General features: G+C 71.3%; 19 protein-coding genes. 6 read left to right on the top strand and 13 right to left on the bottom strand.

All coding sequences use genetic code 11. The features are described from left to right. Positions 1-190 precede the first annotated feature (190 nt). The 7 genes from pyrE to AC4IJH_RS36360 form a co-directional block, all read right to left on the bottom strand. Positions 191-733, bottom strand: a complete 543-nt coding sequence (gene pyrE, locus AC4IJH_RS36390; RefSeq protein ID WP_490856254.1) for an orotate phosphoribosyltransferase — start codon at positions 731-733, stop codon at positions 191-193. 37 nt (positions 734-770) lie between these two features. Then, on the bottom strand, positions 771-1,604 hold the full coding sequence (locus tag AC4IJH_RS36385) for an aldose epimerase family protein (protein ID WP_490856253.1): 834 nt from the start codon (positions 1,602-1,604) through the stop codon (positions 771-773). A gap of 356 nt (positions 1,605-1,960) precedes the next feature. Then, the gene (locus AC4IJH_RS36380; RefSeq protein WP_490856252.1) at positions 1,961-2,836 is read right to left on the bottom strand and encodes an SRPBCC domain-containing protein; all 876 of its coding nucleotides are present in this window, start codon (positions 2,834-2,836) and stop codon (positions 1,961-1,963) included. A gap of 114 nt (positions 2,837-2,950) precedes the next feature. Further along, positions 2,951-4,825: a polyamine aminopropyltransferase gene (locus AC4IJH_RS36375; RefSeq protein ID WP_490856251.1), complete on the bottom strand. Its 1,875-nt coding sequence runs from the start codon at positions 4,823-4,825 to the stop codon at positions 2,951-2,953. A gap of 196 nt (positions 4,826-5,021) precedes the next feature. Further along, the gene (locus AC4IJH_RS36370; RefSeq protein ID WP_490856250.1) at positions 5,022-5,540 is read right to left on the bottom strand and encodes a DUF2617 family protein; all 519 of its coding nucleotides are present in this window, start codon (positions 5,538-5,540) and stop codon (positions 5,022-5,024) included. A 1,013-nt stretch (positions 5,541-6,553) separates the two neighbouring features. Next, positions 6,554-7,207: a hypothetical protein gene (locus AC4IJH_RS36365; RefSeq protein ID WP_490856249.1), complete on the bottom strand. Its 654-nt coding sequence runs from the start codon at positions 7,205-7,207 to the stop codon at positions 6,554-6,556. 269 nt (positions 7,208-7,476) lie between these two features. Continuing rightward, the gene (locus AC4IJH_RS36360) at positions 7,477-8,742 is read right to left on the bottom strand and encodes an aminotransferase class I/II-fold pyridoxal phosphate-dependent enzyme (protein WP_490856248.1); all 1,266 of its coding nucleotides are present in this window, start codon (positions 8,740-8,742) and stop codon (positions 7,477-7,479) included. Between the two features lie 278 nt (positions 8,743-9,020). Here AC4IJH_RS36360 and AC4IJH_RS36355 point away from each other — a divergent pair, with 278 nt between their 5' ends. After that, complete coding sequence (locus AC4IJH_RS36355; RefSeq protein WP_490856247.1) at positions 9,021-10,271, top strand: glycosyltransferase family 39 protein; 1,251 nt, start codon at positions 9,021-9,023, stop codon at positions 10,269-10,271. 114 nt (positions 10,272-10,385) lie between these two features. Here AC4IJH_RS36355 and AC4IJH_RS36350 read toward each other — a convergent pair whose 3' ends face one another. After that, positions 10,386-10,922: a type III secretion system chaperone family protein gene (locus tag AC4IJH_RS36350; protein WP_490856246.1), complete on the bottom strand. Its 537-nt coding sequence runs from the start codon at positions 10,920-10,922 to the stop codon at positions 10,386-10,388. Positions 10,923-11,005: 83 nt separating this feature from the next. After that, positions 11,006-13,642 (bottom strand): ATP-dependent chaperone ClpB, encoded by a 2,637-nt coding sequence (clpB, locus tag AC4IJH_RS36345; protein WP_490856245.1) that lies wholly within the window; start codon positions 13,640-13,642, stop codon positions 11,006-11,008. Positions 13,643-13,883: 241 nt separating this feature from the next. Between clpB and AC4IJH_RS36340 the strand changes: the two genes are divergently transcribed. Beyond that, on the top strand, positions 13,884-14,288 hold the full coding sequence (locus AC4IJH_RS36340; RefSeq protein WP_490856244.1) for a pyridoxamine 5'-phosphate oxidase family protein: 405 nt from the start codon (positions 13,884-13,886) through the stop codon (positions 14,286-14,288). A 445-nt stretch (positions 14,289-14,733) separates the two neighbouring features. Next, positions 14,734-15,138: a hypothetical protein gene (locus AC4IJH_RS36335; RefSeq protein WP_490856243.1), complete on the top strand. Its 405-nt coding sequence runs from the start codon at positions 14,734-14,736 to the stop codon at positions 15,136-15,138. A gap of 85 nt (positions 15,139-15,223) precedes the next feature. Here the strand turns inward: AC4IJH_RS36335 and AC4IJH_RS36330 are convergent, their stop codons facing one another. Genes AC4IJH_RS36330 through dnaK form a run of 4 tightly spaced genes read right to left on the bottom strand, consistent with a single transcriptional unit; the run spans position 15,224 to position 19,430 of the window. After that, a complete protein-coding gene (locus AC4IJH_RS36330) occupies positions 15,224-15,676 on the bottom strand; it encodes a heat shock protein transcriptional repressor HspR (protein ID WP_490856242.1) in 453 nt (150 codons plus the stop codon). A gap of 5 nt (positions 15,677-15,681) precedes the next feature. Beyond that, positions 15,682-16,857 (bottom strand): molecular chaperone DnaJ, encoded by a 1,176-nt coding sequence (dnaJ, locus tag AC4IJH_RS36325; protein WP_490856241.1) that lies wholly within the window; start codon positions 16,855-16,857, stop codon positions 15,682-15,684. A 42-nt stretch (positions 16,858-16,899) separates the two neighbouring features. Continuing rightward, positions 16,900-17,562, bottom strand: a complete 663-nt coding sequence (grpE, locus tag AC4IJH_RS36320) for a nucleotide exchange factor GrpE (protein WP_490856240.1) — start codon at positions 17,560-17,562, stop codon at positions 16,900-16,902. Next, positions 17,559-19,430 carry a molecular chaperone DnaK gene (dnaK, locus tag AC4IJH_RS36315; protein ID WP_490856239.1) on the bottom strand — a complete coding sequence of 624 codons (1,872 nt, stop codon included), beginning with the start codon at positions 19,428-19,430 and terminating at the stop codon, positions 17,559-17,561. Before dnaK ends, grpE begins: the two co-directional genes overlap by 4 nt. Positions 19,431-19,715: 285 nt before the next feature. Here dnaK and AC4IJH_RS36310 point away from each other — a divergent pair, with 285 nt between their 5' ends. The 3 genes from AC4IJH_RS36310 (at position 19,716) to AC4IJH_RS36300 (ending at position 24,283) form a co-directional block, all read left to right on the top strand. Then, complete coding sequence (locus tag AC4IJH_RS36310; RefSeq protein WP_490856238.1) at positions 19,716-21,989, top strand: (Fe-S)-binding protein; 2,274 nt, start codon at positions 19,716-19,718, stop codon at positions 21,987-21,989. Between the two features lie 220 nt (positions 21,990-22,209). Further along, on the top strand, positions 22,210-23,448 hold the full coding sequence (locus AC4IJH_RS36305) for a DUF418 domain-containing protein (protein ID WP_490856237.1): 1,239 nt from the start codon (positions 22,210-22,212) through the stop codon (positions 23,446-23,448). Positions 23,449-23,452: 4 nt separating this feature from the next. Continuing rightward, entirely contained in the window at positions 23,453-24,283 is an 831-nt protein-coding gene (locus AC4IJH_RS36300; RefSeq protein WP_490856236.1) for a trypsin-like serine peptidase, read from the top strand. Positions 24,284-24,476: the final 193 nt, after the last annotated feature.

Genomic DNA, 24,476 nt, shown 5'->3' with positions numbered 1-24,476 from the left:
CCCCCCCCCCCCCCCCCCCCCCCCCCCCCCTCGACGAAGTCGCTGGTCAGGCCTTTTCGCACCGGCTGACGGGACCTAAGTCACTTCTTGCCGCGGCGCAAGTCGTGACAACTGCGACAGGCGCGCGGGCTTGACGGACCCGGCCACCGCTCGTCGCTGCGCGGTGGCACCCACTGCCGCCCGCCGGCGCTCAGGCCAGGCCGAGGTCGGTGAGCTGGTAGCCGGTGATGTACGGCAGACCGGCCTCGGCGATGGCCGACGCGGCGCCGCGGTCCACGATCGTGGCGACCGCGACGACCTCGGCACCGGCCTCGCGCGCCGCCTCGACGGCGGTCAGCGGCGAGCCGCCCGTGGTGGAGGTGTCCTCGACCACCAGCACCCGGCGGCCCTTGATGTCCGGGCCCTCGATACGGCGCTGCATGCCGTGCGTCTTCTGGGCCTTGCGGACGACGAAGGAGTCCAGGCGGCGGCCGCGGGCGGCGGAGGCGTGCAGCATCGAGGTGGCGACCGGGTCGGCGCCGAGCGTGAGCCCGCCGACCGCGTCGTAGTCCAGGTCGGCGGTGATGTCGAGCATCAGCTGACCGACGAGCGGCGCGGCCTCGCCGTCCAGGGTGATCCGGCGCAGGTCGATGTAGTAGTCGGCCTCCTTGCCGGAGGAAAGCGTCACCTTGCCGTGCACCACGGCCTTGTCCTTGATCTGCTGCAGCAGCGCGCCGCGCACGTCGTCACTCATGCGCACGAGCTTAGAGCCTGGTTCCGCAGGCGGGCCCTCAGGCCAGGGTGCGCCAGCTCCAGGTCGTGGAGATCTCCAGCGGGTCGATCGGGGTGACCAGCCGGGGCAGCGTGTTCAGGCCGTTGGGCGGGCCGGACTGCGGCTCGACGCAGACGGCCTCGGCCTGCTCGTCGTAGACCACGACCCACTCGGCGCGCGCGGCGACCTTCAGCTCCAGCCGGCCCGGCCAGGTCAGGGTGACGTCCACGCCCTCCGGCATGCCGAAGCAGTCGTCCCAGGGGCCGGGCTCGGGGTCGATACGGCGGCCGGTGGGCAGGTGGTCCGCGCCGCGCTCCTCCTGCCACTGCGCCGTGAAGCCGATGCGTACGTCCTCGCCGCCGTCGCCCAGGTTCCGTACGAACCAGGGGTGCCAGCCGGCCTGCGCGGGGAAGGAGTCGCCGGTGGTCTCCACGCCCATGGTGAGGGTGAGCGAGCCGCCGTCCTCGGCCAGCTCGACGAGCTGGGTGACCTTGCCGGGGTACGGCCACGGGGCGGCGGCCGGGTCGGTGAGGTCGTAGGTGAAGGCGGCGGAGGTCGCGGAGGCGCGGGCCGTCTTCCAGGCGAGGTTGCGGCCGGTGCCGTGGATGGCGTGCGGCGGGGAGTTGACCGGCATCTGGTGCAGCGCGCCGCCGTTGCGGAAGCGGCCCTGGTCGATGCGGCCGCACCACGGGACCATCGGGAAGCAGCCGTACTTGGCGCCCTGCCGCAGGAGTTCGGTGCCGCCGACGCGGAGGCTGCCGAGGCGGCAGCCGTTGTCCGGGTGCACGGTCAGCTCGGTGTCCCCGGCGGCCAGCCGCACGGGCGCGCTCTGCGCGGTCTCGTCACTACTCACGCCCCGACCCTAACCCCGCGAACGGCGCTGCGCGCCGGGTACACCGACCTCCACCGCCCCGCCTGCGGTGGGCCCTTCGCGGGGCGGGCCCTTCGCGGGGCGGGGCCGACGGGCGGCGTCGCGCCACGGCGGTTCGCGGCACTGCCGAGTGCGGCGACGCTGCGCCCGCGGCGGGCTTTCCCCACCCGTCCGCCCTTCCCCCAACGCGAGCGGTGGCGGCGTGGACGGGCGGAATTGGCGGATGCCGGTGGGCCCCCGAAGGCCGTCAGGGGCGCGGGGAACTGCGCGGCCAGGCTCCGCCGGACCGCAGGTTCACGACGGGCCGCAGGTTCACCGCCGTGCTTTCGGTGGGGTGATCAGCGGCGGCGGCGCAGGACGCGGCCTACGACGACGGCGGAGGCGAGGACGGCTGCGGCGGCGGGGGCGGCCCAGCGCAGGGTGGCCGAGGTCGAGGTGGTTTCGGGGGCGGGCACCGGGGCGTAGCGGCCGCGGGGCGGGGCGTGGTCGACCTCCTCCGCGCTGCGGCCGATCATCGTGCGGCGCGCGTGGGCCGCCTCGGCCGGGGCCGCGTCCGCCACGTCGTCGTCCGCGAGCGGGTCCAGCGACGGCGGCGGCACCTCGGTGTCGAAGACGCCGTGGTGGTCGGGGTGGTCCGGGTCATGGGCGGTGTCCGCCTGATCCGGGTCGCCGGAGAGCGTTTCGGAGACGGCCGGCTCGGAGTCGGACACCTCCGAGGCGGTCGGCTCGGCGGTGCCGGAGGGTTCGGGGGCGTCCGGAGCGGACGCGGCCTCGGTGAGGTGGGTGGTGAGGGCCTCGGCGAAGCGGTCGAGGAGGCGGCGGGCGGCCGTCTCGGCGGTCTGCGGGGCGGCTTCGGCCAGGCGGCCCTGGCTGTGGACCGTACCGGAGCAGGTCAGGGTCGTCCCCTCGCCGGACTCCGCCTCGGACAGCCGCACGGTGAGGGCCAGTTCGGCGGACCCGTCGCCGCGGGACTCGGTGCCGGACGCGCGCACGACGACGGTGTCGGGGGCGTCGGCGGGAGCGGTGAGGTGGAGGGTGCCGCGGTAGGTGATCGTGGAGGAGCCGATACGCAGGCGCAGCCGGCCCTCGGGGGCGGCGGGGTCCCCGTCGGCGTCGAGTTGGATCCCCGGAACGCAGCGCGCCACGCACACCGGATCGGTGAGCGCCTGCCTGACAGTTCCGACGGAAAACGGAACGTACACCTCGTGCTCCATGCACCGGAGCCTACCCAGCCCTCCCCACAGGCGTGCCCGGTCCCGCACAACTTTCTGTACGGGGGAGGTGGGAGAGGCGAGGGGTGAAGGGGGGAGGAGTGGGGCGGGCGTGGGTCAGTCCAGGTAGCGGGGGTGGATGAGGGTCGAGGGCGGCAGGCCGGGGATGCGGTCGTCGGTGCGCACCCGTACGTCGACGGGCGTGGCGGGCGTGGCGGGGACGGCGGGGGCGGACTTCGGTACGGGGACGGGGGCCGGGACAGGTACGGAGACGGGGCCGGCGGCGGGCACGCGCGGGGAACGGTCGCGGTGGGACATGGCGTTCGGCTGGAGTGCCGGGGGCAGGGCGGGCGGACGGCGGGCGGCGAGGATGAATCCCCAGTAGTGGGCCGCCCGCCCCGGTCCGCCGCCTCGGCCGGGTGCGAAGACGCCCGGCCCGCCGGCGTCGCCGCGTACCTCCGCACCGAACCACCCGGCCCCCCGCTCCCCCTCCCCCGGCGTCAGCGAGCGGTCCGGGCCGCCGGAGAAGGTGGCCAGGTGGCCGGGGAGGCGGTAGGGGAGGGTGGACAGGCCCACGGAGCGGATGGTGGCGTCGACGGTCCAGTAGGCGTGGGCGCGGGCGACGGGCGGGCCGGCATGGACGGCGAGGCGGCCGTCGGGAGCCAGGACGCGGGTGGTGAGGCCGTAGAACTCCTGGGAGTAGAGCTTGGTGCTGGCGGTGATGCCGGGGTCGGGGAGGTCGCAGATGATGACGTCGTAGGGGCCGAGGCGGCGGACGTCGGAGCGGGCGCCGTCGCGCAGCCACTCGAAGGCGTCGGCGGTGATCACGCGGACCCGCGGGTCGTCGAGGGAGTGGCGGTTCAGGGCGGAGAGGCCGGGGTCGGTGCGGGCCAGGCGGACCACGCCCGGGTCGAGTTCGACCACCGTCACCGCGCGCGCCCCGGGATGGCGCAGCACTTCGCGTACGGCCAGGCCGTCGCCGCCGCCCAGGACCAGGACGCGGCGCTGCGGGGACCCGGACATCGCGGGGTGCACCAGCGCCTCGTGATAGCGGAACTCGTCGGCGGCGCTGACCCGCAGCCGGCCGTCGAGGTAGAGGGCGAGCGGGCCGCGGCGGGGCCCGCCGGCGGCCGCGCCGAGCCGGCCGGGCCCTTCGCCGCCGTCGGCGCTGCCGGTCATCACCACTTCCTGGATGCCGGTCTGGACGGCGACCCGCGCCGAGGAGCCGTACACCGCGTGCCGCGCCGCGCGTTCGAAGGGGGCGACCAGGGCGGTGCCGGTGGCCAGGAGCAGCAGTACGGCGGCGTTGGCGGCGAGCAGGGCCCAGCGCGCCCGGGGCGTCATGTCGCGGCGGAAGAGCCACAGGACCAGGCCGCCGCCCGCGAGGGCGTTCACCGCGCCGGTGAGCAGGGCGCCGGTGACCTGGCCCAGCACCGGCAGGAGCAGGAAGGGGAAGGCCAGACCGCCGACGAGGGCGCCCACGTAGTCGGCGGCGAACAGGTCGGCCACCGCGCCGCCCGCGTCCTGGCGCCGGACCCGCTGGATCAGCGTCATCAGGAGCGGCACCTCGGCGCCGATGAGGATGCCGATGGCCAGCGAGAAGCCGATGAGGGTGGAGCGGGACTGGCCGAACCAGGCGAAGCAGGCGTACAGGGCCATGGCGGAGCAGCCGCCGACCAGCGCGAGGGCCGCCTCGACCGCGCCGAAGCCGACGGCGGCGCGGCAGCGCAGCCGCTTGGCGAGCAGGGAGCCGATGCCCATCGCGAAGACCATGACGGACAGGACGACGGAGGCCTGGGTGACCGAGTCGCCGACCAAATACGAGGCCAGGGCGACCAGTTCGAGTTCGTAGACCAGGCCGCAGGCGGCGCAGAGGAAGACCACGGCGAGGACGAGCAGACGGCCGAGCCCGGCCGACACGGGCAGCCGTGCCGGTTTGGCCTCCGGTGGGACGACAGCACCGGAGGCGCGGGGCTCTGGCGGGTCGATCATGCGGTGAACGCTACGTGACGACCAGGTCGCCCCCTGTCACCCACAAGAGTGCAATATGCCTCCCGCACGGGCGGTTTGATGCACTATCAGTGATCACGGCAGGTCAGCAGGGGCTAGGGCGCTGCTGACGGATCTCCGCGGTGTCGGAAGCGCCCTGAGGGCCGACACCGCTAGAGGGTGGCCACTGCTCGCACGCCTAGAGGGTGGCCACTGCTCGTACGCCCACGCGTGTGCGCGTGGCGACCAGGCGTCCCTCCTGTGGGTAGGCGTGCCAGGTGCGCCAGCGCACCTGGCCGTGTTCGCGCTGGGCCAGCATGGCGGTGAAGGCGTGTGGCGCGCCGGGGAACGTGCCTGCCAGGCCGAAGGGGTGCTCGGCGACCAGGGCGAGGAGTTCCTGGGCGCGCCCGGCGAAGGAGCCGCGCGACAGCGTCTCGACATGGGCGGCGAATTCGTACTCCCAGTCGCCGATGCGTTTCGCCACGCCGAGCGGGAGCGGGGTGCTGCTGCCGGGCATGCAGGCGACCGTCTCCGAACAGGTGCCGTGCTCTTCTTCCAGTAGCACCTGGTGCGAGGCGCCGAGCAGCCTCAACTGGACGCTGGCGTCCCCCAGTTGGAGGTCGAGGACGGCGAGCGCCGGCAGCGGCTCGCGGCCGAGCGCCCAGGCGAGGTCGGATGCGCGAGTGTCGGTGTAGGCCGTCTTCAAGGTCGTGAGCATGGGTCGGCTCCGCAAGCACGCAGTGGATGGTGGGCCGGCCCGCCCCGGAGGAGGACCAGGGAAATAACTGGCTGCCGGCTCGTGCCCACGCAAGGGTCCGAGAAGTGGAATTTTCATGAGAGAGGGAATCATGAAACACGCGGGGCCCACAGCGCTTTTACCCATCTTCGCCGGGTTTCCATCCCTCAGAGGGCTAAACGGTTCAGTTGTTCAAAGGAGAATCACCCGACGGGTGTTGTGACGCGCCGGGCGCATATGCGGCCAAGCATGGGACTCCCGCATGTGTGGCACGGCCTGCTGCATATGCGGGGCCTTGTGGAGAATCAGTGGAGGGGTATTGGGGCGGGCATTGGCGCCGCGCCCCATCCGCACCCGTCCGCGCCCATACCGCTCGGCGCCGACCGCCCGGCATCGGCCGTCCGGCATCGGCCGTCCGGCAACGTCAGGAACCGCCGCCGCCTCCGCAGCCGCCGCCCCCGCCGCCTCCGCCTCCGCCTCCACAGGAGGACGAGCTGCCGCAGGAGGAATGGCCGCCGTGGTGGTGGCCGCTGCCGCACGACGAGCCGCCGTACGATCCGGAGTCCCCGCCGCCGACCCACCAACTGTTGCTGCCGCCACTACTGGAGCCCCGGCTCCATGTGCCTTTACGACTCCCACTGCGTGACGCCGTCGTCACCAGTCCCACGACTACCGCGCAGATCGCCAGAAAGACCAGAAAAGCCATCTCTGCCTCACACTCCTTCCATTCCCCCGAAGCGAGGCATTCGCTCCACTTGCCGTGATAGACCCCGCCGCGTTTCGCACCGGCCGGGCCCCTCATTTGTCTTTCGTGCGGGGCTCCTGCCCTGCTCCCGGTGATCTCAAAGCACAGTTGAGGAAGTCCAGAGGTTCCGGGAGCCGCGCACGGGGGCAGTCGTGGGGCGCTCGCGGTACGGGGCGCCCGGCAGGACACGCGGCGCACCCGGGAAAACGAGGCCGCACGGGGCGGCGGGGGCGCGCGGGACGGCGGGGGCTCACGGAGTGACCGGAGTGGCCTTCCACCAGGTGATCAGCTTCGTCTCGTCCTTGTTCGAGGCGACCACGACCACCAGACGCTCGTCGAAGGACCAGGCGATCCGGAAGTACCCGGCGTCGGTCCGGTGGCAGGCCAGCTGTCCGGTCCGTGCGCCCTTGTAGTTCCACGTCCCCTTGAAGTCGTCACCCGCCGTGCACCGGGCGGAGGAGTCGGTGACCGTGTAGTCGTCCTTCTCCCCCGCCATCCAGGTATTGAGGTCCGAACGCGTTTCGAAGGCAATCGCCAGCGGATTGCGCGAGGGACCACCGTCCGGTACACGGCAGTTGATGACCGCCGATGCGCCGGAAACGCTCGCGGTTGATGAAAAACAGCTTGATAAAGCATCGTTGGTGACGAAGTCCGCCAATTCCTGTTCAGCAGCGTTCAGTTCACCGCGCGGCGGATCGGAGGTCGGCGGGTCACTGGTCGGCGGATCCGACGTGGGCGGATCCGGGGCCGGCGGGTCGGTCGTCCGCGTCGGCGTGGTCGGCGGATCCACCGCCTTCGGGGCCGACGAGGTGGACGTACCGCCGCCGCCGACGACGATGGGCGGCGAAGGGCTGTTGGTCTGGGCGATGATCAGCGGCACCAGCGCGCCCAGGAGCGTGCCCACCGCTGTGACCGCCGCCCACACGGCCCCCCGTCCGTACCGATGTCCGCCGCCCTCGTCGGGCGGCGCCGTGCCAGGTCCCAGGTCATTCATCGAGGTTCCCCCTCAGTGCGCCAATTGCGCCCTCGATGCGCTGTATCCGGGATAGCACAGCCGACCTGATCGATATAGCCGTTTTGCGTTCAGCTTTCTTACGGCTCGGCCTTCAACTCGCCCGGGACCGGGCCCCTCTTCGGGCCCGCCCGACTCCCTCTCCCGCGGCACTCCCCAGCTCAGCGGCCCGCGACGAGCTGCCGCACCGCCGTACGGATCGACTCCTCCCGCTTGCAGAAGGAGAACCGCACCAGCCAGGACGCGGCGCCCGCGCCCTGGTAGAAGGCGGCGGTCGGGATGGCCACCACGCCCGCGCGGCCGGGCAGTTCGCGGCAGAAGCGCACGCCGTCCTCGTACCCCCAGGGCCGTACGTCCGCCTGCACGAAGTACCCCGCCTGCGCCCGGAAAGGACGCAGCCCGGCCCGCGAGAGGCCGTCGCTGAGCAGGTCGCGGTGGCGGCGCAGGGTGTCCCGCAGCTCCCCCGCCCACTCCTCCACGCCCTCCAGCATCCGCGCCAGCGCCTCCTGGTACGGGGTGCCCGAGGCGTACGTCAGGAACTGCTTGGCCGCGGCGACGGCGGCCACCAGCGGCGCGGGGCCGCACACCCAGCCCACCTTCCAGCCCGTCACGTTGAAGGTCTTGCCGGCCGAGGAGATGGTCAGGGTGCGCTCGCGCATGCCCGGCAGGGAGGCGAGCGGGATGTGGCGCACGGCGGCGGAGCCGGTGGTGGCGGTATCGGCGTCGGTGCCGGCGTCGGTGGCGTCGTCCGCGTCGTACACCAGGTGCTCGTACACCTCGTCCGTGACCACCGTCAGCGCGTGTTCCTGGCACAGCTCGGCGATGGCGGTCAGCTCGGCGAGGGTGAAGACCTTGCCCGTCGGGTTGTGCGGGGTGTTGAGCAGCAGGACGCGGGTGCGGGGCGTCACGGCGGCCCGCAGCGCCTCGATGTCCACGGCGAACCCGTCCCCGTCCATCGCCAGCGGTACGGCCACCAGCCGCGCCCCGGACAGCCGCGCGCCCGCCGGATAGGCGTCGTAGCAGGGGTCGAAGGTCAGGATCTCGTCGCCGGGGTCGCACAGCGCCAGCAGCGCGGCGGCCAGCGCCTCGGTGGCGCCGGTGGTGACCAGCACCTCGCCCTGCGGCTGGTACGGGAGGCCGTAGCGGCGCTCCTGGTGGGCGGCGATCGCCTCGCGCAGCGCGGGGAAGCCGTGGAAGGGCGGGTACTGGTTGTTGCCCGAGAGCACCGCCTCGGCCACGCCCTTGAGCAGCTCGGTGGGGCTGTCCAGCTCCGGGACGCCCTGTCCGAGGTTCACCGCGCCGGTGGAGCGCGCCAGTTCCGTCATCTCCGTGAAGATCGACGTGCCCATGTGCCGGACCCGCTCGGCCGGGCCCCACTGCGCGGTGCCCACCGGGCCGCGCGCGTCGGCCGTCCCCCTCGTAACCATCCCATCCCGCCTTCCCGGGCACAGCGGCCCGCCTCGGCCCGCTTCGACCCGCTCAACTCGTCGACCAGGAGATTCGGTCCTCACCATAGGCGCGGGGCACCGGCCCCGGTCCAGTGATGGGCGAGGCCAAGCCAACCCCTGCGGGCCGCCCTCCGGCAGGGCCACCCGGTCGGGCGACCGGGGTCGCGCCCCGCGGGGGCGCCGACCAGAGTCGAGATGTCGGGCCGCGCAGCCCGTACAGCCGCGTGCCGACCGCACCACCGCGCCGGAGGTGTCCCGTGTCCTTCGAGACTGTCGAGACCGCCACCGAAGCCGGTACGCGTACGGAGGCCGGTGCCGCGCCGCGTGCGGCGGGCGGCGCCCTGCGCGGCCGCCGCACCCGCCTGACCGCCGCCCTGCACCGCGCGGCGCCCGCGCTGGCCCTCTACGCCTGCCTGCGCCTGGCAGGGATCGGGTGCACGGCGCTGTGGGCCTGGCACACCGGCCGCCACCCCCGCGATCTGCTGGGCGCCTCCTGGGACTCCAACTGGTATCTGGGGATAGCCGAATGGGGCTACGCGGCGCCCGTCCCCGCGGGCATGTGGCCCGAGGAGCCCTTCGCCAACCTCGCCTTCTTCCCGCTGTACCCCTGGCTGATCCGCGCCGTGCACACCGTCCTCCCGCTCAGTGCGCCGGACGCCGCGCTGCTCATCGCGTGGGCGGCGGCAGCGGCGGCGGCCTGGGGGATCTTCGCGGTCGGCGCGCATCTGTACGGGCGCCGCGCCGGGACCCTGCTGGTGGTGCTGTGGGCCGTCCTGCCGCACGCCGTGATCCAGTCCCTGGCCTATACGGAGACGCTGCTGACCGCTCTGGCCGCCTGGTCGCTGTACGCACTGCTGACCCGGCGGTGGCTGACGGCCGGAGCGCTGGCGGCGGTGGCGGGCCTGGCCCGGCCCAGCGCGCTGGCGGTGATCGCGGCGGTGGGCGCTGCGGTGGCCGCCGAGGCGTGGCGGCGGCGCGGCGGTACGGGGGGCGCGTTCTCGCGCGCCGACACGGTGCGCCTGTGGGCGGGCGCGCTGATCGCGCCGCTCGGGTGGCTGGGGTACGTCCTGTGGGTGGGGGCGCGCACCGGCGGCGGGCCGGGCGGCTACTTCGCGGTGCAGGAGCTGTGGGGCTCGCGCTTCGACGCCGGGCGGGACGCGCTGCGCTCGGTCAAACGCCTGGTGCTGCACGAGGCGCCGCTGGCGCACCACATGGTCGTGGCCGTGGTGGCCATGGCCCTGCTGCTGTTCGTCCTGCTGGCCCTGGACCGCCCTCCCCTGCCGCTGCTCGCCTACACCGCCGTCCTCCTGCTCCTCGCCCTCGGCGGCAGCGGCTACTTCCCCTCCAAGGGCCGCTTCCTCCTGCCCGCCTTCCCCCTCCTCCTGCCCGCCGCCCTGGCCCTCTCCCGCGCCCGCCTGCCCGCGGTCCTGCTGACAACGGCCGCCCTGGCCACCCTCTCCACGGCGTACGGGGTGTACCTGCTGGCCGTGTACGACATGCCGCTGTGACACGGGTCCGCGCGGCGGGCACGTCCGCTGTGCGCGCCCCCAGGCATACGTACGGCCCCGGAGCAGTTCGCTCCGGGGCCGTACGGGATCCACCGCTGTTCGCGGCGAGCGGGCTCAGGCCTGCTCGTCGCCCGGCTTCTCCTCCGTGTCGCCCTCGATCTCGGCCTCCAGGCCGAGCTGTTCGACGACCCACTTGTCGAACTCGATCGAGGCACGCACCCAGCTGACGGTGCTGGACACGAAGTGCTCCAGCGAGACACCGGTGCCGATCAGCATCGAGGCCTCGCCGATGAGGCGGACCGTGCCGTCGTCGTGGGTGTGGGTGTAGGCCTTGGGCCACAGGGTGCGGCGGTTCCAGTCGTCGATCGCCTCCAGCAGCTTCGGCTTGTCGTCGATGCCGTGCGGGCGGTCGTAGAAGGTGCGGACCGAGAAGATTTCCTGCTCGTCCTCACCGCGGAACATGAAGTACGTGCGGAACTGCTCCCACGGGGCGGCGAGGTCACCCTCGTCGTCGACTACGTACTTGAGCTCCATCTGGTCGAGGAGCTGCTTGACCAGGTCCTGGTCGGGCACGACGGGACCATCAGGCCCCGACGGCTGAGGTTCGGGCTGGCCCCCGAAATTCGGAATCGAGGACGGGTCGATGCTCACCGTGGATTTCCCTTCGTATGGTCCTCGCCATCCTCCCTCATCCCCGCCCCGTCCTGGCAAGCCCGGACGGGGCGGGTGTCCGCTCAGCGCACCGGCGCGACCGAGAGGTGGTCGCCCTCGACGTCCACCCGTACGGTGTCGCCGTCCAGCACCTCACCGGCCAGGATCGCCTTGGCGAGCTGGTCGCCGATGGCCGTCTGGACCAGGCGGCGCAGCGGCCGGGCGCCGTAGGACAGGTCGGGCGCCGGCGCGTCGAGCACCGGTTCGTGGCCCAGCCAGGCGAGCCAGGTCAGGGCCTGCTCGGAGATGTCCAGCGTGAGCCGGCGGTCGGCCAGGCGGCGCTGGAGGTGGTCGATCTGGATCTGCGCGATCCGCTGGAGCTGGTCGGTGCCCAGCGGGTGGAAGACCACCAGGTCGTCCAGCCGGTTGAGGAACTCGGGCCGGAAGGCGGCGCGGACGCTCTCCAGCACCTTCTCCTTCTTCTGGTCCTCCTTGAGCAGCGGGTCCATCAGGAAGGCGGAGCCGAGGTTGGAGGTCAGGATGAGGATGGTGTTGCGGAAGTCGACCGTGCGCCCCTGGCCGTCGGTGAGGCGCCCGTCGTCCAGGACCTGCAGCAGGATGTCGAAGACCTCGTGGTGGGCCTTCTCCACCTCGTCCAGCAGGACGACGGAGTACGGGCGGCGGCGTACCGCTTCGGTGAGCTGGCCGCCCTCCTCGTAGCCGACATAGCCGGGCGGGGCGCCGACCAGGCGGGCCACGGAGTGCTTCTCGCTGTACTCGCTCATGTCGATGCGGACCATCGCCCGCTCGTCGTCGAAGAGGAAGTCCGCGAGCGCCTTGGCCAGCTCGGTCTTGCCGACGCCGGTGGGGCCCAGGAACAGGAACGAGCCGGTGGGCCGGTCGGGGTCGGCGATGCCGGCGCGGGTGCGGCGCACGGCGTCGGAGACGGCGCGTACGGCCTCGCTCTGGCCGATCAGGCGCTTGCCCAGCTCCTCCTCCATGCGCAGCAGCTTCTGCGTCTCGCCCTCCAGGAGGCGGCCCGCGGGGATGCCGGTCCAGGCGCCGACCACATCGGCGATGTCGTCGGGGCCGACCTCCTCCTTGACCATGGACTCCTTGCCCTGGCCCGCACCGCCCTTGCCGGCCTGGTCCGCCTCGGCCGCCACGGCCTCCTCCAGCTCCCGCTCCAGGCCCGGGATCTCGCCGTACAGCAGCTTGGAGGCGGTGTCGAAGTCGCCGTCGCGCTGGGCGCGTTCGGCCTGGCCGCGCAGCTCGTCGAGCTTCTCCTTGAGCTCACCGACGCGGTTGAGGCCCTGCTTCTCCTTCTCCCAGCGGGCGGTCAGGCCCCGCAGCTCCTCCTCCTTGTCGGCGAGGTCCTTGCGCAGCTTGTCCAGCCGCTGGACGGAGCCGGCGTCGGTCTCGTTCTTGAGCGCCAGCTCCTCCATCTTGAGCCGGTCCACGGCGCGCTGGAGTTCATCGATCTCCACGGGCGAGGAGTCGATCTCCATACGGAGCCGGGAGGCCGCCTCGTCGACCAGGTCGATGGCCTTGTCGGGCAGGAAGCGGGAGGTGATGTAGCGGTCGGAGAGGGTGGCGGCGGCCACCAGCGCGGAGTCGGCGATCTGGACCTTGTGGTGGGCCTCGTAACGGCCCTTGAGCCCGCGCAGGATCGCGACGGTGTCCTCGACGGTGGGCTCGGCGACCAGCACCTGCTGGAAGCGCCGCTCCAGGGCGGGGTCCTTCTCGATGCGCTCGCGGTACTCGTCCAGCGTCGTCGCGCCGACCATCCGCAGCTCGCCGCGGGCCAGCATCGGCTTGAGCATGTTGCCCGCGTCCATGGCGGAGTCGCCGCCGGCGCCCGCGCCCACGACGGTGTGCAGCTCGTCGATGAAGGTGATGACCTGGCCGTCGCTGTCCTTGATCTCGGAGAGCACCGTCTTGAGGCGCTCCTCGAACTCACCGCGGTACTTCGCGCCGGCGACCATCGCGCCCAGGTCCAGGGAGACCAGCCGCTTGTCGCGCAGCGACTCGGGGACATCGCCCTTGACTATCCGCTGCGCCAGGCCCTCGACGACGGCGGTCTTGCCGACGCCGGGCTCGCCGATGAGCACGGGGTTGTTCTTCGTACGGCGCGAGAGCACCTGCACCACGCGGCGGATCTCCTGGTCCCGGCCGATGACCGGGTCGAGCTTGCCCTCGCGCGCGGCGGCGGTGAAGTCCGTGCCGAACTTCTCCAGGGCCTTGTACGTGCCCTCGGGGTCCGGGTTGGTCACGCGCCGGCCGCCGCGGCTGTCCTCGAAGGCTGCCAGCAGCTTCTTGGCGGAGGCGCCCTGCTGCTCCAGCAGTTCGCCGGTGCGCCCGCCCTTGGCGGCGATGCCGATCAGGAGGTGCTCGGTGGAGATATAGGCGTCGCCCAGCTCCTTGGCGCGCTGTGCGGCGTCCGCGATGACGGCGAGCAGCTCGCGGTCGGGCTGCGGCGGGGCGACGGTGGAGCCCTGGACGCTGGGCAGCGCGGCGAGCTGGCGCTCGGCGCCGGAGCGCAGCGCGGCGGCGTCGGCGCCGACGGCCGCCAGCAGGTCCATGATGTTCTCGTTGTCCTCGCCCGCCAGCAGGGTCAGCAGCAGGTGTGCGGATGTCATGTCCGCGTGCCCGGCGGTCACCGCACGCTCATTGGCGGCGCTGAGCGCCTCCCGGCTCTTGTTGGTCAGCTCGGCGTCCACGTCCTCGCGCTCCTCCTCTTGTCTGCGGCGTCTGTGGCCGGTCCCATACCGATTCCTGCTTATGACAACGTGCAATAAGTTGAGTCTATTCCACTCAACCTGCCAACGCCGCGGCGACCGCCCGAGTTCCCCGGATCCGCACCTTCCCCACGTGCGAGTGAACCGCCCGCTACCGGTCCCCGCCACCGCTGCCCGTCGCCACCATGCCCCGCGCCCCCGCCCTCCAATTACGCTTCGGCCCATGGCCCATGACCTCACCGCCCTGCCCGAGAGCTACCTCGCCTTCTGGCAGGAGCACCACCTGTGCACGCTGACGACCCTGCGGCCCGACGGTTCGCCGCATGTCGTCCCCGTAGGAGTGACGTACGAGCCGGGGGCCGGGGTTGCCCGGGTGATCACCCGCAAGGGGAGCACCAAGGTCGCGAACATCCTGGCCGCGGGGGCGGACGGCGCCCGGGTCTCGGTCTGCCAGCTGGACCGCGGGCGGTGGGCGACGCTGGAGGGGACCGCGCGGGTGCGCACCGACCCCGCCGCCGTCGCGGACGCGGTGCGGCGCTATGCCGAGCGGTACGGGCGTACCCCCGCGCCCAACCCCGAGCGGGTGCTCATCGAGATCACCGTCACCCGGGCGATGGGCCGCGCCTGACCGCCCCCGCAGGGCACCGTGCGCAATCGGGACGCACTCGGGGCGTACCCGGCATGTTTGCGGTACGTACGGGTCTGGAGTGCGGACCGGTCCTGTCCGGATCGGGACCGTTTGGTTCCGCTGCCGAGCGGCCAACTGGTAAGCAGAGAGAGCGAACAAGCCCGTGCACGGGCTGAAAAACTTCGGAGTGAAATACGACAGCTGGAGGCCTCATGGCGTCAGCAACGCTCACCTCAACGGAAGTTGTGCGACGTACCGAGGACTCCCACCGCAGCCCGCGCGCCGAGCTGTGCCCGCGCTGCGGTGGTCAACTCGCCGTCAACCAGGACGGCTGGAAGATCTGTCACGCCTGCGGCTACGCCTCACCCCCCGGAACCGCACCTCCTGCGCGCAACACCGGCGGCGGTATCGTCACCGGCACAGTCGCTACGCTCCGGGAGGCACGATGAGCTCGGTCCGAGTGACGGCGATCGCCTGCCTGATGCCTCTGTCGGAGCTGGACGACGACCCGTTCCTGGTCGACGACCGCAGCCAGCACGAGATGTGCAAGCAGTGGGCCAAGGCGCGTGACTACCGTCTGACCTGCCAGCTGAGCCTGCACCAGCTGCGCGCGGACCACACCGCGCTGTGGCGGGACGTGGAGGCGGGCCTGGTCGATGTGTTCGTGGCCCCCAACCGCCGGGCGCTGGAGAACGCGATCGCCGGCGCGGAGGAGTTCACCGCCCGCTGTGCCGCGGCCGGGGTGCGCCTGGAGACCGCCGACCTGGACGAGCCCGTCTACACCAGCGCCATGAAGTCCCAGGTCCACCGCAGGCTCTCGATGCCGACGGCGGGCTACAACGGCTGCTGAAGCACCGCGCCGAGGGGCACAGCACAAAGGGGCGCGGGTCCGGGACGTACCCGGGCCCGCGCCCCTTCGCCGTTCGACTGGCCCTTTATTCAGGGCGCTTGGGACGCCAGACCACCAGCGCGCTGGCCTGCTGGACGTCCTGGTAGGGGACCAGGTCACGCCGGTAGGAGGCGTGCACCTGGGCCTCGCGCTGCTGGATGGCGGCGGCCGCGCCCTCCACCGCCGACTGGAGTTCGGCGACGCGCTGCTGGAGCGCGGCGACCTGGTTCTCCAGCTCGATGATGCGCTTGATGCCGGCGAGGTTGATGCCCTCGTCCTGGCTGAGGCGCTGGACCTCGCGCAGCAGCTCGATGTCCCGGGCCGAATAGCGCCGGCCCCGCCCGGCCGTGCGGTCGGGCGAGACCAGGCCCAGGCGGTCGTACTGCCGCAGGGTCTGCGGGTGGAGGCCGGAGAGCTGAGCCGCGACGGAGATGACGTACACCGGCGACTCTTCGGTCAGTTCATACGGGTTACGACTGCGCCCGCCCCGGCTGTCCATCTCTCTCAAGCTCCCTTCGCGGCCTGGAACAGCTCCGATCGCGGGTCCTCACCCGCGGTCGCCTCGCGATAGGTCTCCAGCAGCTCCCTGGCCTTGCCGCCGAGATCCTGGGGGACGACCACCTCGACGGTGACCAGCAGGTCGCCGCGGGTGCCGTCCTTGCGCGTCGCGCCCTTGCCACGAGCGCGCATGGTGCGTCCGTTGGGGGTCCCGGCGGGGATCTTCAAGGTCACCGCGGGGCCGCCCAGGGTCGGCACCTTCACCTCGCCGCCGAGGGCCGCCTCCGGGAAGGTGACCGGCACGGTGACGGTGAGGTTGTCGCCCTTGCGCCCGAAGACCGGGTGCGCGTCGACGTGCACCACGACGTACAGATCGCCGTTGGGGCCACCGCGCTCCCCAGGGGCGCCCTTGCCGCGCAGCCGGATGCGCTGCCCGTCGGAGACGCCCGCGGGGATACGTACCTGCATGGTCCGCGAGCTCGTGGCGCGACCGCTGCCCTTGCAGACCTCGCAGGGGGTCTCGGCGATCAGTCCGCGGCCCTTGCAGTCCGCGCACGGGTCGGTCAGCGAGAAGCCGCCGCCCGCGCCCCTGCTGACCTGGCCGGTGCCGACGCAGGTCGGGCACACGCGGGGCGTGCCGTTCTTGTCGCCGGTGCCGGAACAGGCCTTGCAGGGGGCCTGGCTGGACATCCGCAGCGGGACCGTGGCCCCGTCGACCGCCTCGGTGAAGCTGAGCGTCACCTCGGACTCGATGTCCTGGCCGCGCTTGGGCTGCGTACGGGTGGTGCCACCGCGGTTGAACAGCCCGCCGAAGACGTCCCCGAGGCCGCCGCCGAAGCCCCCGGCCCCGCCCCCGCCCTGGGCGCCGCCTCCGAAGAGGTCGCCCAGGTCGAAGTTGAAGCTGCCGCCGCCCGCGCCGCCGGGGCCCGGGCGGAAGCCGCCGTTGCCGAACAGCGCGCGCGCCTCGTCGTACTCCTTGCGGCGCTTGGGGTCGCCGAGAACGTCGTTCGCCTCGGAGATCTCCTTGAAGCGCTCCTCGGCCTTGGCGTCGCCCTTGTTGGCGTCGGGGTGGTTCTCCCGGGCCAGCTTGCGGTACGCCTTCTTGATCTCGGCTTCGGTGGCGTCCTTCGGGACGCCGAGGACCTTGTAGTAGTCCTTCTCCACGAAGTCCTTCGTGCTCATCCCCGACGTCCCTCCTCTCGCACTGCTTGCTTGACTGTCACGTCAGCCCTCGTCCGGGCCACCGCTCTCCTCGTCCGAGGAGTCCGCGTCCGCCGACGGCTCCTTGGTCGCCTGGGCACCCGGCTGGGGCTCGGCGACCGCGACCCGCGCGGGGCGGATCGTGCGCTCACCGATGCGATACCCGGGCTGCAGGATCGCAACGCACGTGGTCTCGGTGACATCCGGAGCATACGAATGCATCAAGGCCTCGTGGATCGTCGGGTCGAAGGGCTCGCCCTCCTTGCCGAACTGCTGCAGACCCAGCTTGGCGACCACGGTCTCCAGCGACTCGGCCACCGACTTGAAGCCGCCGACCAGTTCGCCGTGCTCGCGGGCGCGGCCGATGTCGTCGAGGGTGGGAAGGAGTTCGGACAGGAGGTTCGCCGCGGCGATCTCCTTGACCGCTACCCGGTCCCGCTCCACTCGACGGCGGTAGTTCTGGTACTCCGCCTGGAGCCGCTGGAGGTCCGCGGTGCGCTCGTTGAGCGCCGTACGGGCCTGGTCCAGCTGCGCCAGGAGAGCGACGTCCTGCTGCTGCTCGTCCCCGGCCGGGGCCGAGCCCGCCTTGTCGGCGGACTCGGCTGCCTTCGCCGCGTCATCGGGCTCGGGCGTTGCCTCGGAAGGGACGTCGGGCTTCTCCGAGAAGCCCGGGGTCTCCTCCGTCACGCGGCACCACCCTTGGCGTCCTTGGGCTTCTCGTCGTCGACGATCTCGGCGTCGACCACGTCGTCGTCCTTGGACATGTTCGGGGCCTCGGCACCCGGGGCAGCGCCCTCGGCACCGGCCGCGGCCTGCGCGCCCTGGGCGTCGGCGTACATGGCCTGGCCCAGCTTCTGCGAGACGGCGGCGACCTTCTCGGTGGCGGTGCGGATCTCGGCGGTGTCCTCGCCCTTGAGCTTTTCCTTCAGCTCGGTGACCGCGGTCTCGACCTCGGTCTTGACCTCGCCGGGAACCTTCTCGGCGTTGTCGGCCAGGAACTTCTCCGTCTGGTAGACGAGCTGCTCGGCCTGGTTGCGGGTCTCGGCGGCCTCGCGGCGGCGGTGGTCCTCCTCCGCGTACTGCTCGGCCTCCTGGCGCATCCGGTCGACCTCGTCCTTGGCGAGCGAAGAGCCGCCGGTGACGGTCATCTTCTGCTCCTTGCCCGTGCCCAGGTCCTTGGCGGTCACGTGCATGATGCCGTTGGCGTCGATGTCGAAGGACACCTCGATCTGCGGGACCCCGCGCGGGGCCGGCGGCAGACCGGTCAGCTCGAACATCCCGAGCTTCTTGTTGTACGCCGCGATCTCGCGCTCGCCCTGGTAGACCTGGATCTGCACGGACGGCTGGTTGTCCTCGGCCGTCGTGAAGATCTCCGAGCGCTTGGTCGGGATCGTGGTGTTGCGCTCGATGAGCTTGGTCATGATGCCGCCCTTGGTCTCGATACCAAGCGACAGCGGGGTGACGTCGAGGAGCAGGACGTCCTTGACCTCGCCCTTGAGGACACCGGCCTGGAGGGTGGCGCCGATGGCCACGACCTCGTCCGGGTTCACACCCTTGTTGGCCTCCTTGCCGCCGGTCAGCTCCTTGACGAGCTCGGCGACGGCCGGCATACGGGTCGAGCCACCCACGAGAACGACGTGGTCGATCTCGGAGAGCGCGATGCCCGCGTCCTTGATGACGTTGTGGAACGGGGTCTTGCAGCGCTCCAGGAGGTCCGCGGTCAGCTGCTGGAACTGGGCGCGGGTGAGCTTCTCGTCCAGGTGCAGCGGGCCCTCGGCGGACGCCGTGATGTACGGCAGGTTGATCGTGGTCTCCGTGGAGGAGGACAGCTCGATCTTCGCCTTCTCGGCGGCCTCGCGCAGGCGCTGCAGCGCCATCTTGTCCTTGGACAGGTCCACGCCGTGGCCGTTGGCGAACTGCTTGACCAGGTAGTCGACGACGCGCTGGTCCCAGTCGTCACCACCGAGGTGGTTGTCACCGTTGGTGGCCTTCACCTCGACGACGCCGTCGCCGATCTCCAGCAGCGAGACGTCGAAGGTGCCGCCACCGAGGTCGAAGACGAGAATGGTCTGGTCGTCCTTGTCCAGGCCGTAGGCCAGGGCGGCCGCAGTCGGCTCATTGACAATACGCAGGACGTTCAGACCCGCGATCTCGCCGGCCTCCTTGGTGGCCTGGCGCTCGGCGTCGTTGAAGTACGCCGGCACGGTGATGACCGCGTCCGCGACCTTCTCGCCCAGGTAGGCCTCCGCGTCGCGCTTCAGCTTCTGCAGGATGAAGGCGCTGATCTGCTGCGGATTGAAGTCCTTGCCGTCCAGGTTGATCTTCCAGTCGGTGCCCATGTGGCGCTTGACCGACCGGATGGTCCTGTCGACGTTGGTGACAGCCTGGCGCTTGGCGACCTCGCCGACCAGCACCTCGCCGTTCTTCGCGAAGGCGACAACGGACGGCGTGGTCCTGGCGCCCTCGGCGTTGGTGATGACGGTGGGCTCACCGCCTTCGAGAACACTGACGACGGAGTTCGTCGTGCCCAGGTCGATGCCGACCGCACGTGCCATTTCGGTTCCTCCAGCTGACTTGAGTGGATCTGGCTCAAGGGTGCAACACGGATTCGGACCTGTCAACAGACCTGAGTCGACCTCACTCAAGTTTTATGTCCACCCCTCATTCAGGAGGGACGCGGCCGTGTGGGAGAGGGTTGCCTGCGCGACGCAGATCACCGGCCGGGCGGCTTCATGGGGCCGCGGATACTGGGTAACCTCAGCGCAGACCTGAAAAGTTACTGCCTAGTAATCCGGGCAATCCCAGTAAATCCCCGCTCTCGCAGGCCCGAGGAGCCACCCATGCAACTCGCCGCGATCATCGTGTCGCTGGTCCTAATCGCGGTCGGCGTCGCGCTGTTCGGCCGTGCCATCCTGCAGATCTACCGCTTCGTACGGCTAGGCCAGCCCGTACCTGCCGGTACCCGCACCGACGATCCCACGCAGCGCACCGTCACCGTCGTCAAGGAGTTCCTCGGCCACACGCGGATGAACCGCTGGGGCGTGGTCGGCGTCGCGCACTGGTTCGTGGCGGTGGGCTTCTTCTCGCTGCTGCTGACCATCGTCAACGCCATCGGCCAGCTCTTCAAGGCGGACTGGCTGCTGCCGATCATCGGCGACTGGGCGCCGTACAACGTCTTCGTCGAGTTCCTCGGCGTGATGACCGTGCTGGGCATCGTGACGCTGATCGTCGTCCGGCAGCTGAGCAAGCCGGACAAGCCGGGCCGCAAGTCCCGCTTCGCCGGCTCCAACTTCGGCCAGGCGTACTTCGTCGAGGCCGTCATCCTCATCGTCGGCGTCTGCATCTTCATGCTGCACGCCCTCGAAGGCGCCCAGCACCACGTGGACTCCTACGAGGCCTCGTTCTTCCTCTCGTACCCGGTGGTCTCGTGGCTGGAGGGGACGGACGCCGCCACGCTCCAGAACCTCACCTACTTCTTCGCCGGCCTGAAGATCGCGACCTCCTTCATCTGGATGATCACGGTCGCCCTCAAGACCGACATGGGCGTGGCCTGGCACCGCTTCCTGGCCTTCCCCAACATCTGGTTCAAGCGCGAGGCCGACGGCGACGTGGCGCTCGGCGCCCTGCAGCCGATGACCAGCGAGGGCAAGCCGATCGACTTCGAGGACCCGGGCGAGGACGACCAGTTCGGCGTCTCGCAGATCGAGCACTTCTCCTGGAAGGGCATCCTCGACTTCTCCACCTGCACCGAGTGCGGCCGCTGCCAGTCGCAGTGCCCGGCCTGGAACACCGGCAAGCCGCTCTCCCCCAAGCTGCTGATCATGGCCCTGCGCGATCACGCGCACGCCAAGGCGCCGTACCTGCTCGCGGGTGGCGGCAAGTCCGCGGAGGGCGAGGAGAAGGCGAGCGAGGAGCAGCTCAAGGACGTCCCCGCCGCGGCGCTGGCCGAGGCCGAGCGCCCGCTGATCGGGACGCTGGAGGACAACGGCGTCATCGACCCGGACGTGCTGTGGTCCTGCACCACCTGCGGCGCGTGCGTGGAGCAGTGCCCGGTCGACATCGAGCACGTCGACCACATCGTCGACATGCGCCGCTACCAGGTCATGATCGAGTCCAGCTTCCCCAGCGAGGCGGGCACGATGCTGAAGAACCTGGAGAAGAAGGGCAACCCCTGGGGCCTGGCCAAGAAGCAGCGCCTGGCGTGGACCAAGGAGGTCGACTTCGACGTCCCGGTCGTCGGCAAGGACATCGAGGACCTCACCGAGGTCGACTACCTGTACTGGGTGGGCTGCGCGGGCGCCCTGGAGGACCGGGCCAAGAAGACCACCAAGGCCTTCGCCGAGCTGCTGCACATCGCGGGCGTGAAGTTCGCGATCATGGGCGGCGACGAGGCGTGCACCGGTGACTCCGCCCGCCGCCTGGGCAACGAGTTCCTCTTCCAGCAGCTGGGCCAGCAGAACGTCGAGATGCTGAACACGGCCTTCGGCGAGGACGCGGAGGAGGGGGTGACGGTCCCCAAGTCCAAGAAGAAGATCGTCGCCACCTGCCCGCACTGCTTCAACACGATCGCCAACGAGTACCCGCAGCTGGGCGGCGAGTTCGAGGTCATCCACCACACCCAGCTGCTGCAGCACCTCATCGACGAGGGCAAGCTGACCCCGGTCACCCCCGTCGAGGGCCTGATCACGTACCACGACCCCTGCTACCTGGGCCGTCACAACAAGGTCTACACGCCCCCGCGCGAGATCATGGACAAGGTCCCGGGCCTGCGCCAGCAGGAGATGCACCGCCACAAGGAGCGCGGCTTCTGCTGTGGCGCCGGTGGCGCGCGGATGTGGATGGAGGAGCGGATCGGCAAGCGCATCAACAACGAGCGCGTCGACGAGGCCCTCTCCCTCAACCCGGACATCGTCTCCACCGCCTGCCCGTTCTGCCTGGTCATGCTGACCGACTCGGTCAACGGCAAGAAGAACGACGGCAAGGCCAAGGAGTCCGTCCAGGTCGTGGACGTGGCCCAGCTGCTGCTGGACTCGGTCAAGACACCCGGCGACAACCCGCCCCCGGCCGACGACGAGGAAGCCGCGGACGCCCCGGAGCCCGAGCCGGTGAAGTAGCCGCAGGGGCGGCCGGGCACCCACCGGACCGCCACAGAGCCTGCGACGGCCGGTCCCGCCACGAGCGGGGCCGGCCGTCGTCATATCGCCAATCTCTGTGGTGTTGCCCACTTACGCAACCACCACCCCGCCTTCACCCTCTCTACTAGGACAGGCCGGTTTCTTCCGGAGCCGGCGCCAGGCCGGCGATCGGGACGAGCGAGCGGATGAGCAAGGACGCATGAGTGCCAACAGGCTGCTGGGGCTGGACGCGGTACGCGGACTGGCCGTTCTGGGCATGTTCGCCGTACACGTGGGGCCCGATCCGTACCCGGAGGGCTGGGGCTATCTGCTGATCGCCTCCGACGGCCGCGCGCCCGCCATCTTCACCCTCATCGCCGGCTTCTCCCTCGCGCTCGCCCGCGGCGGCACGACGATCAAGCCGCCGCCGCTGCTGCGCACCACCCTCATACGCTGCGCGGTCCTGCTGGTCCTGGGCCTGTGGCTGGCCACCATGAGCACCGGCATCCTGGTCATCCTGGCCTTCTACGCCGCCTACTTCCTGGCCTGTGAGCCCTTCACCCGGCTGCGGGCGCCCGTAGTGGCCGCGCTGGCCGCCGCGAGCGCGGTGATCGGCCCGCTGGCCTCGTACGTCATCGGCCCGTACCTGGGCTACCGCGTCCACGGGCGCGGCGGGACCCCCAAGCTCACCGACCTCACCAGCCTGGACGGCGCGCTGGAGGCGCTCGACAAGCTCCTCCTCTCCGGCGCCTACCCCCTGCTGACCTACCTCCCCTACCTGCTGATCGGCCTCGCCCTGGGGCGGGTGGCCGACTTCCGCAAGCGCGCCGTGGCGTGGAAGGTGGCGGGCTGGGGCACCGCGATGGCCGTCGTCGGGTACGGGGCCGCGTGGCTGGCCACCGAGCAGTTCGGCGGCCGGGAGCGGCTGATGGCGGCGATCGCCCGCTTCCACCCCGGCGCCCTGTCCTCCGACGACCCCATCAAGTCGGTGCTGCACAGCCAGTACGGGGCGATACCCAGCACCTCCAAGAGCTGGCTGCTGATAGCCGAGCCCTACAGCCAGACCCCGCTGGAGACCCTCGGCAACGCGGGCGTCGGCTTCGCGCTCATCGGCCTGGCGGTGGCGCTGGTCAAGGCCCCGTGGACGGTGCGGCTGCTCAAGCCGCTGACCGCGGTCGGCACGATGGCGCTGAGCGTGTACGTCGTCCATGCGCTGGCCCTGGCGGCGGGCGTGAACAACGACGAGCACACCTGGGAGGTCCTCTTCTGGTTCTGCGCCGTGGCCCTCGTCGGCACCTGGGCCTGGCAGTTCGTCTTCCGTAACTCCAAGCTGCGGCACGGCCCCCTGGAGTGGGCGCTGCGCTATCTGACCCAGCTGATCAGCCCGCCGCCCGCCGCACCATCGCCACCGGCCTCCCCCGCTTCCACCCCCTCCCGCTCCGGTACGAAGGCCCACTGACGCCGTGACCGCCCGCTTCACATGGCGGCGGCCCGCCGTCCTGGCCGCACTGTCGGCCGCTCTGTTCACCACCTCCGTCACCGCCTGCGCGGGGACCGGAGCCGCGGCCGCCAAGGCCACCCCGGGTCCCCCGCAGACCTCCGCGACGCCCTTCGCGGGCCTGTCCTCCGTCGGCGTGCTGATCGCCGACGGCGACCACTGGTGCACCGCGAGCGTGATCGACAGCCCCAAGGGCAACGTCGTGGCCACCGCGGCGCACTGCGTCTACTTCCACGGGGACGACGTGGAGGACGGCTACGAGAGCGGCCCGTACGAAGGCACCCTGGAGTTCGCGCCGCGCTTCACCGGAGCGAAGAAGGGGACCTATCCGCTGGGGAAGTGGAAGGTCAGCGGCATCCACGTGGACGACCGCTGGGCCAAGGAGAACGAGGACGACGCCGACTACGCCTTCCTGACCGTCGAGCCGGACGAGCGCGGCCGCAGCCTCCAGCAGGTCGTGGGCGCCGCCACCCCCGACTGGGACTCCTCCTTCGAGCGCGATGTCACCGTCATCGGCTACCCCAACGAGGACCACAACCCCGACAACCGCCCCATCTCCTGCACCACCCGCACCCGCCAGGACGCCAAGGAGTCCTACATGCTGCGCATGGACTGCGCCGGCTTCTGGGGCGGCACCAGCGGCAGCCCCTGGCTCGCCGACCACGGCGGCCCCGAGGAACCCGGCCGCCTCATCGGCGTCCTCAGCGGCGGCGACACCGACACCGAATCCGTGGCCGTCCGCTTCGACAAGCGAGCACGGGCGCTGTACGACCGGGTGGTGAAGGGGGAGTCGTAGGGGGCCGGGCTCCATGGCGGCCCGTCCGGCATCCGTGGACGGGCCCGGCTCAGACATGTTCAGCCCGTCCGGCGTTTGAGGACGAGCCCGGCGGAGCCGGGGCGATACGGCGCGCCCTCACTGCGGAAAGCCGCAGGCAAACAGGGGGGTTATCCCCAGTGATCCGGCACGCCGCGCATCGGACAATGATCAC

It is taken from the genome of Streptomyces sp. UF-297 (assembly GCF_058245575.1).
Note: the sequence above shows the minus strand (reverse complement) of the source record. Positions and strands in the feature narration are given on the sequence as shown.

Coding starts and splice junctions, on each gene's coding strand:
- dnaJ (WP_490856241.1), bottom strand. CDS start 16,857: ATGAGCACGAAGGACTTCGTGGAGAAGGACTACTACAAGGTCCTCGGC.
- AC4IJH_RS36330 (WP_490856242.1), bottom strand. CDS start 15,676: ATGGACAGCCGGGGCGGGCGCAGTCGTAACCCGTATGAACTGACCGAA.
- AC4IJH_RS36360 (WP_490856248.1), bottom strand. CDS start 8,742: ATGGTTACGAGGGGGACGGCCGACGCGCGCGGCCCGGTGGGCACCGCG.
- AC4IJH_RS36305 (WP_490856237.1), top strand. CDS start 22,210: ATGAGTGCCAACAGGCTGCTGGGGCTGGACGCGGTACGCGGACTGGCC.
- AC4IJH_RS36310 (WP_490856238.1), top strand. CDS start 19,716: ATGCAACTCGCCGCGATCATCGTGTCGCTGGTCCTAATCGCGGTCGGC.
- AC4IJH_RS36335 (WP_490856243.1), top strand. CDS start 14,734: ATGAGCTCGGTCCGAGTGACGGCGATCGCCTGCCTGATGCCTCTGTCG.
- AC4IJH_RS36340 (WP_490856244.1), top strand. CDS start 13,884: ATGGCCCATGACCTCACCGCCCTGCCCGAGAGCTACCTCGCCTTCTGG.
- dnaK (WP_490856239.1), bottom strand. CDS start 19,430: ATGGCACGTGCGGTCGGCATCGACCTGGGCACGACGAACTCCGTCGTC.
- pyrE (WP_490856254.1), bottom strand. CDS start 733: ATGAGTGACGACGTGCGCGGCGCGCTGCTGCAGCAGATCAAGGACAAG.
- AC4IJH_RS36380 (WP_490856252.1), bottom strand. CDS start 2,836: ATGGAGCACGAGGTGTACGTTCCGTTTTCCGTCGGAACTGTCAGGCAG.
- AC4IJH_RS36370 (WP_490856250.1), bottom strand. CDS start 5,540: ATGCTCACGACCTTGAAGACGGCCTACACCGACACTCGCGCATCCGAC.
- AC4IJH_RS36375 (WP_490856251.1), bottom strand. CDS start 4,825: ATGATCGACCCGCCAGAGCCCCGCGCCTCCGGTGCTGTCGTCCCACCG.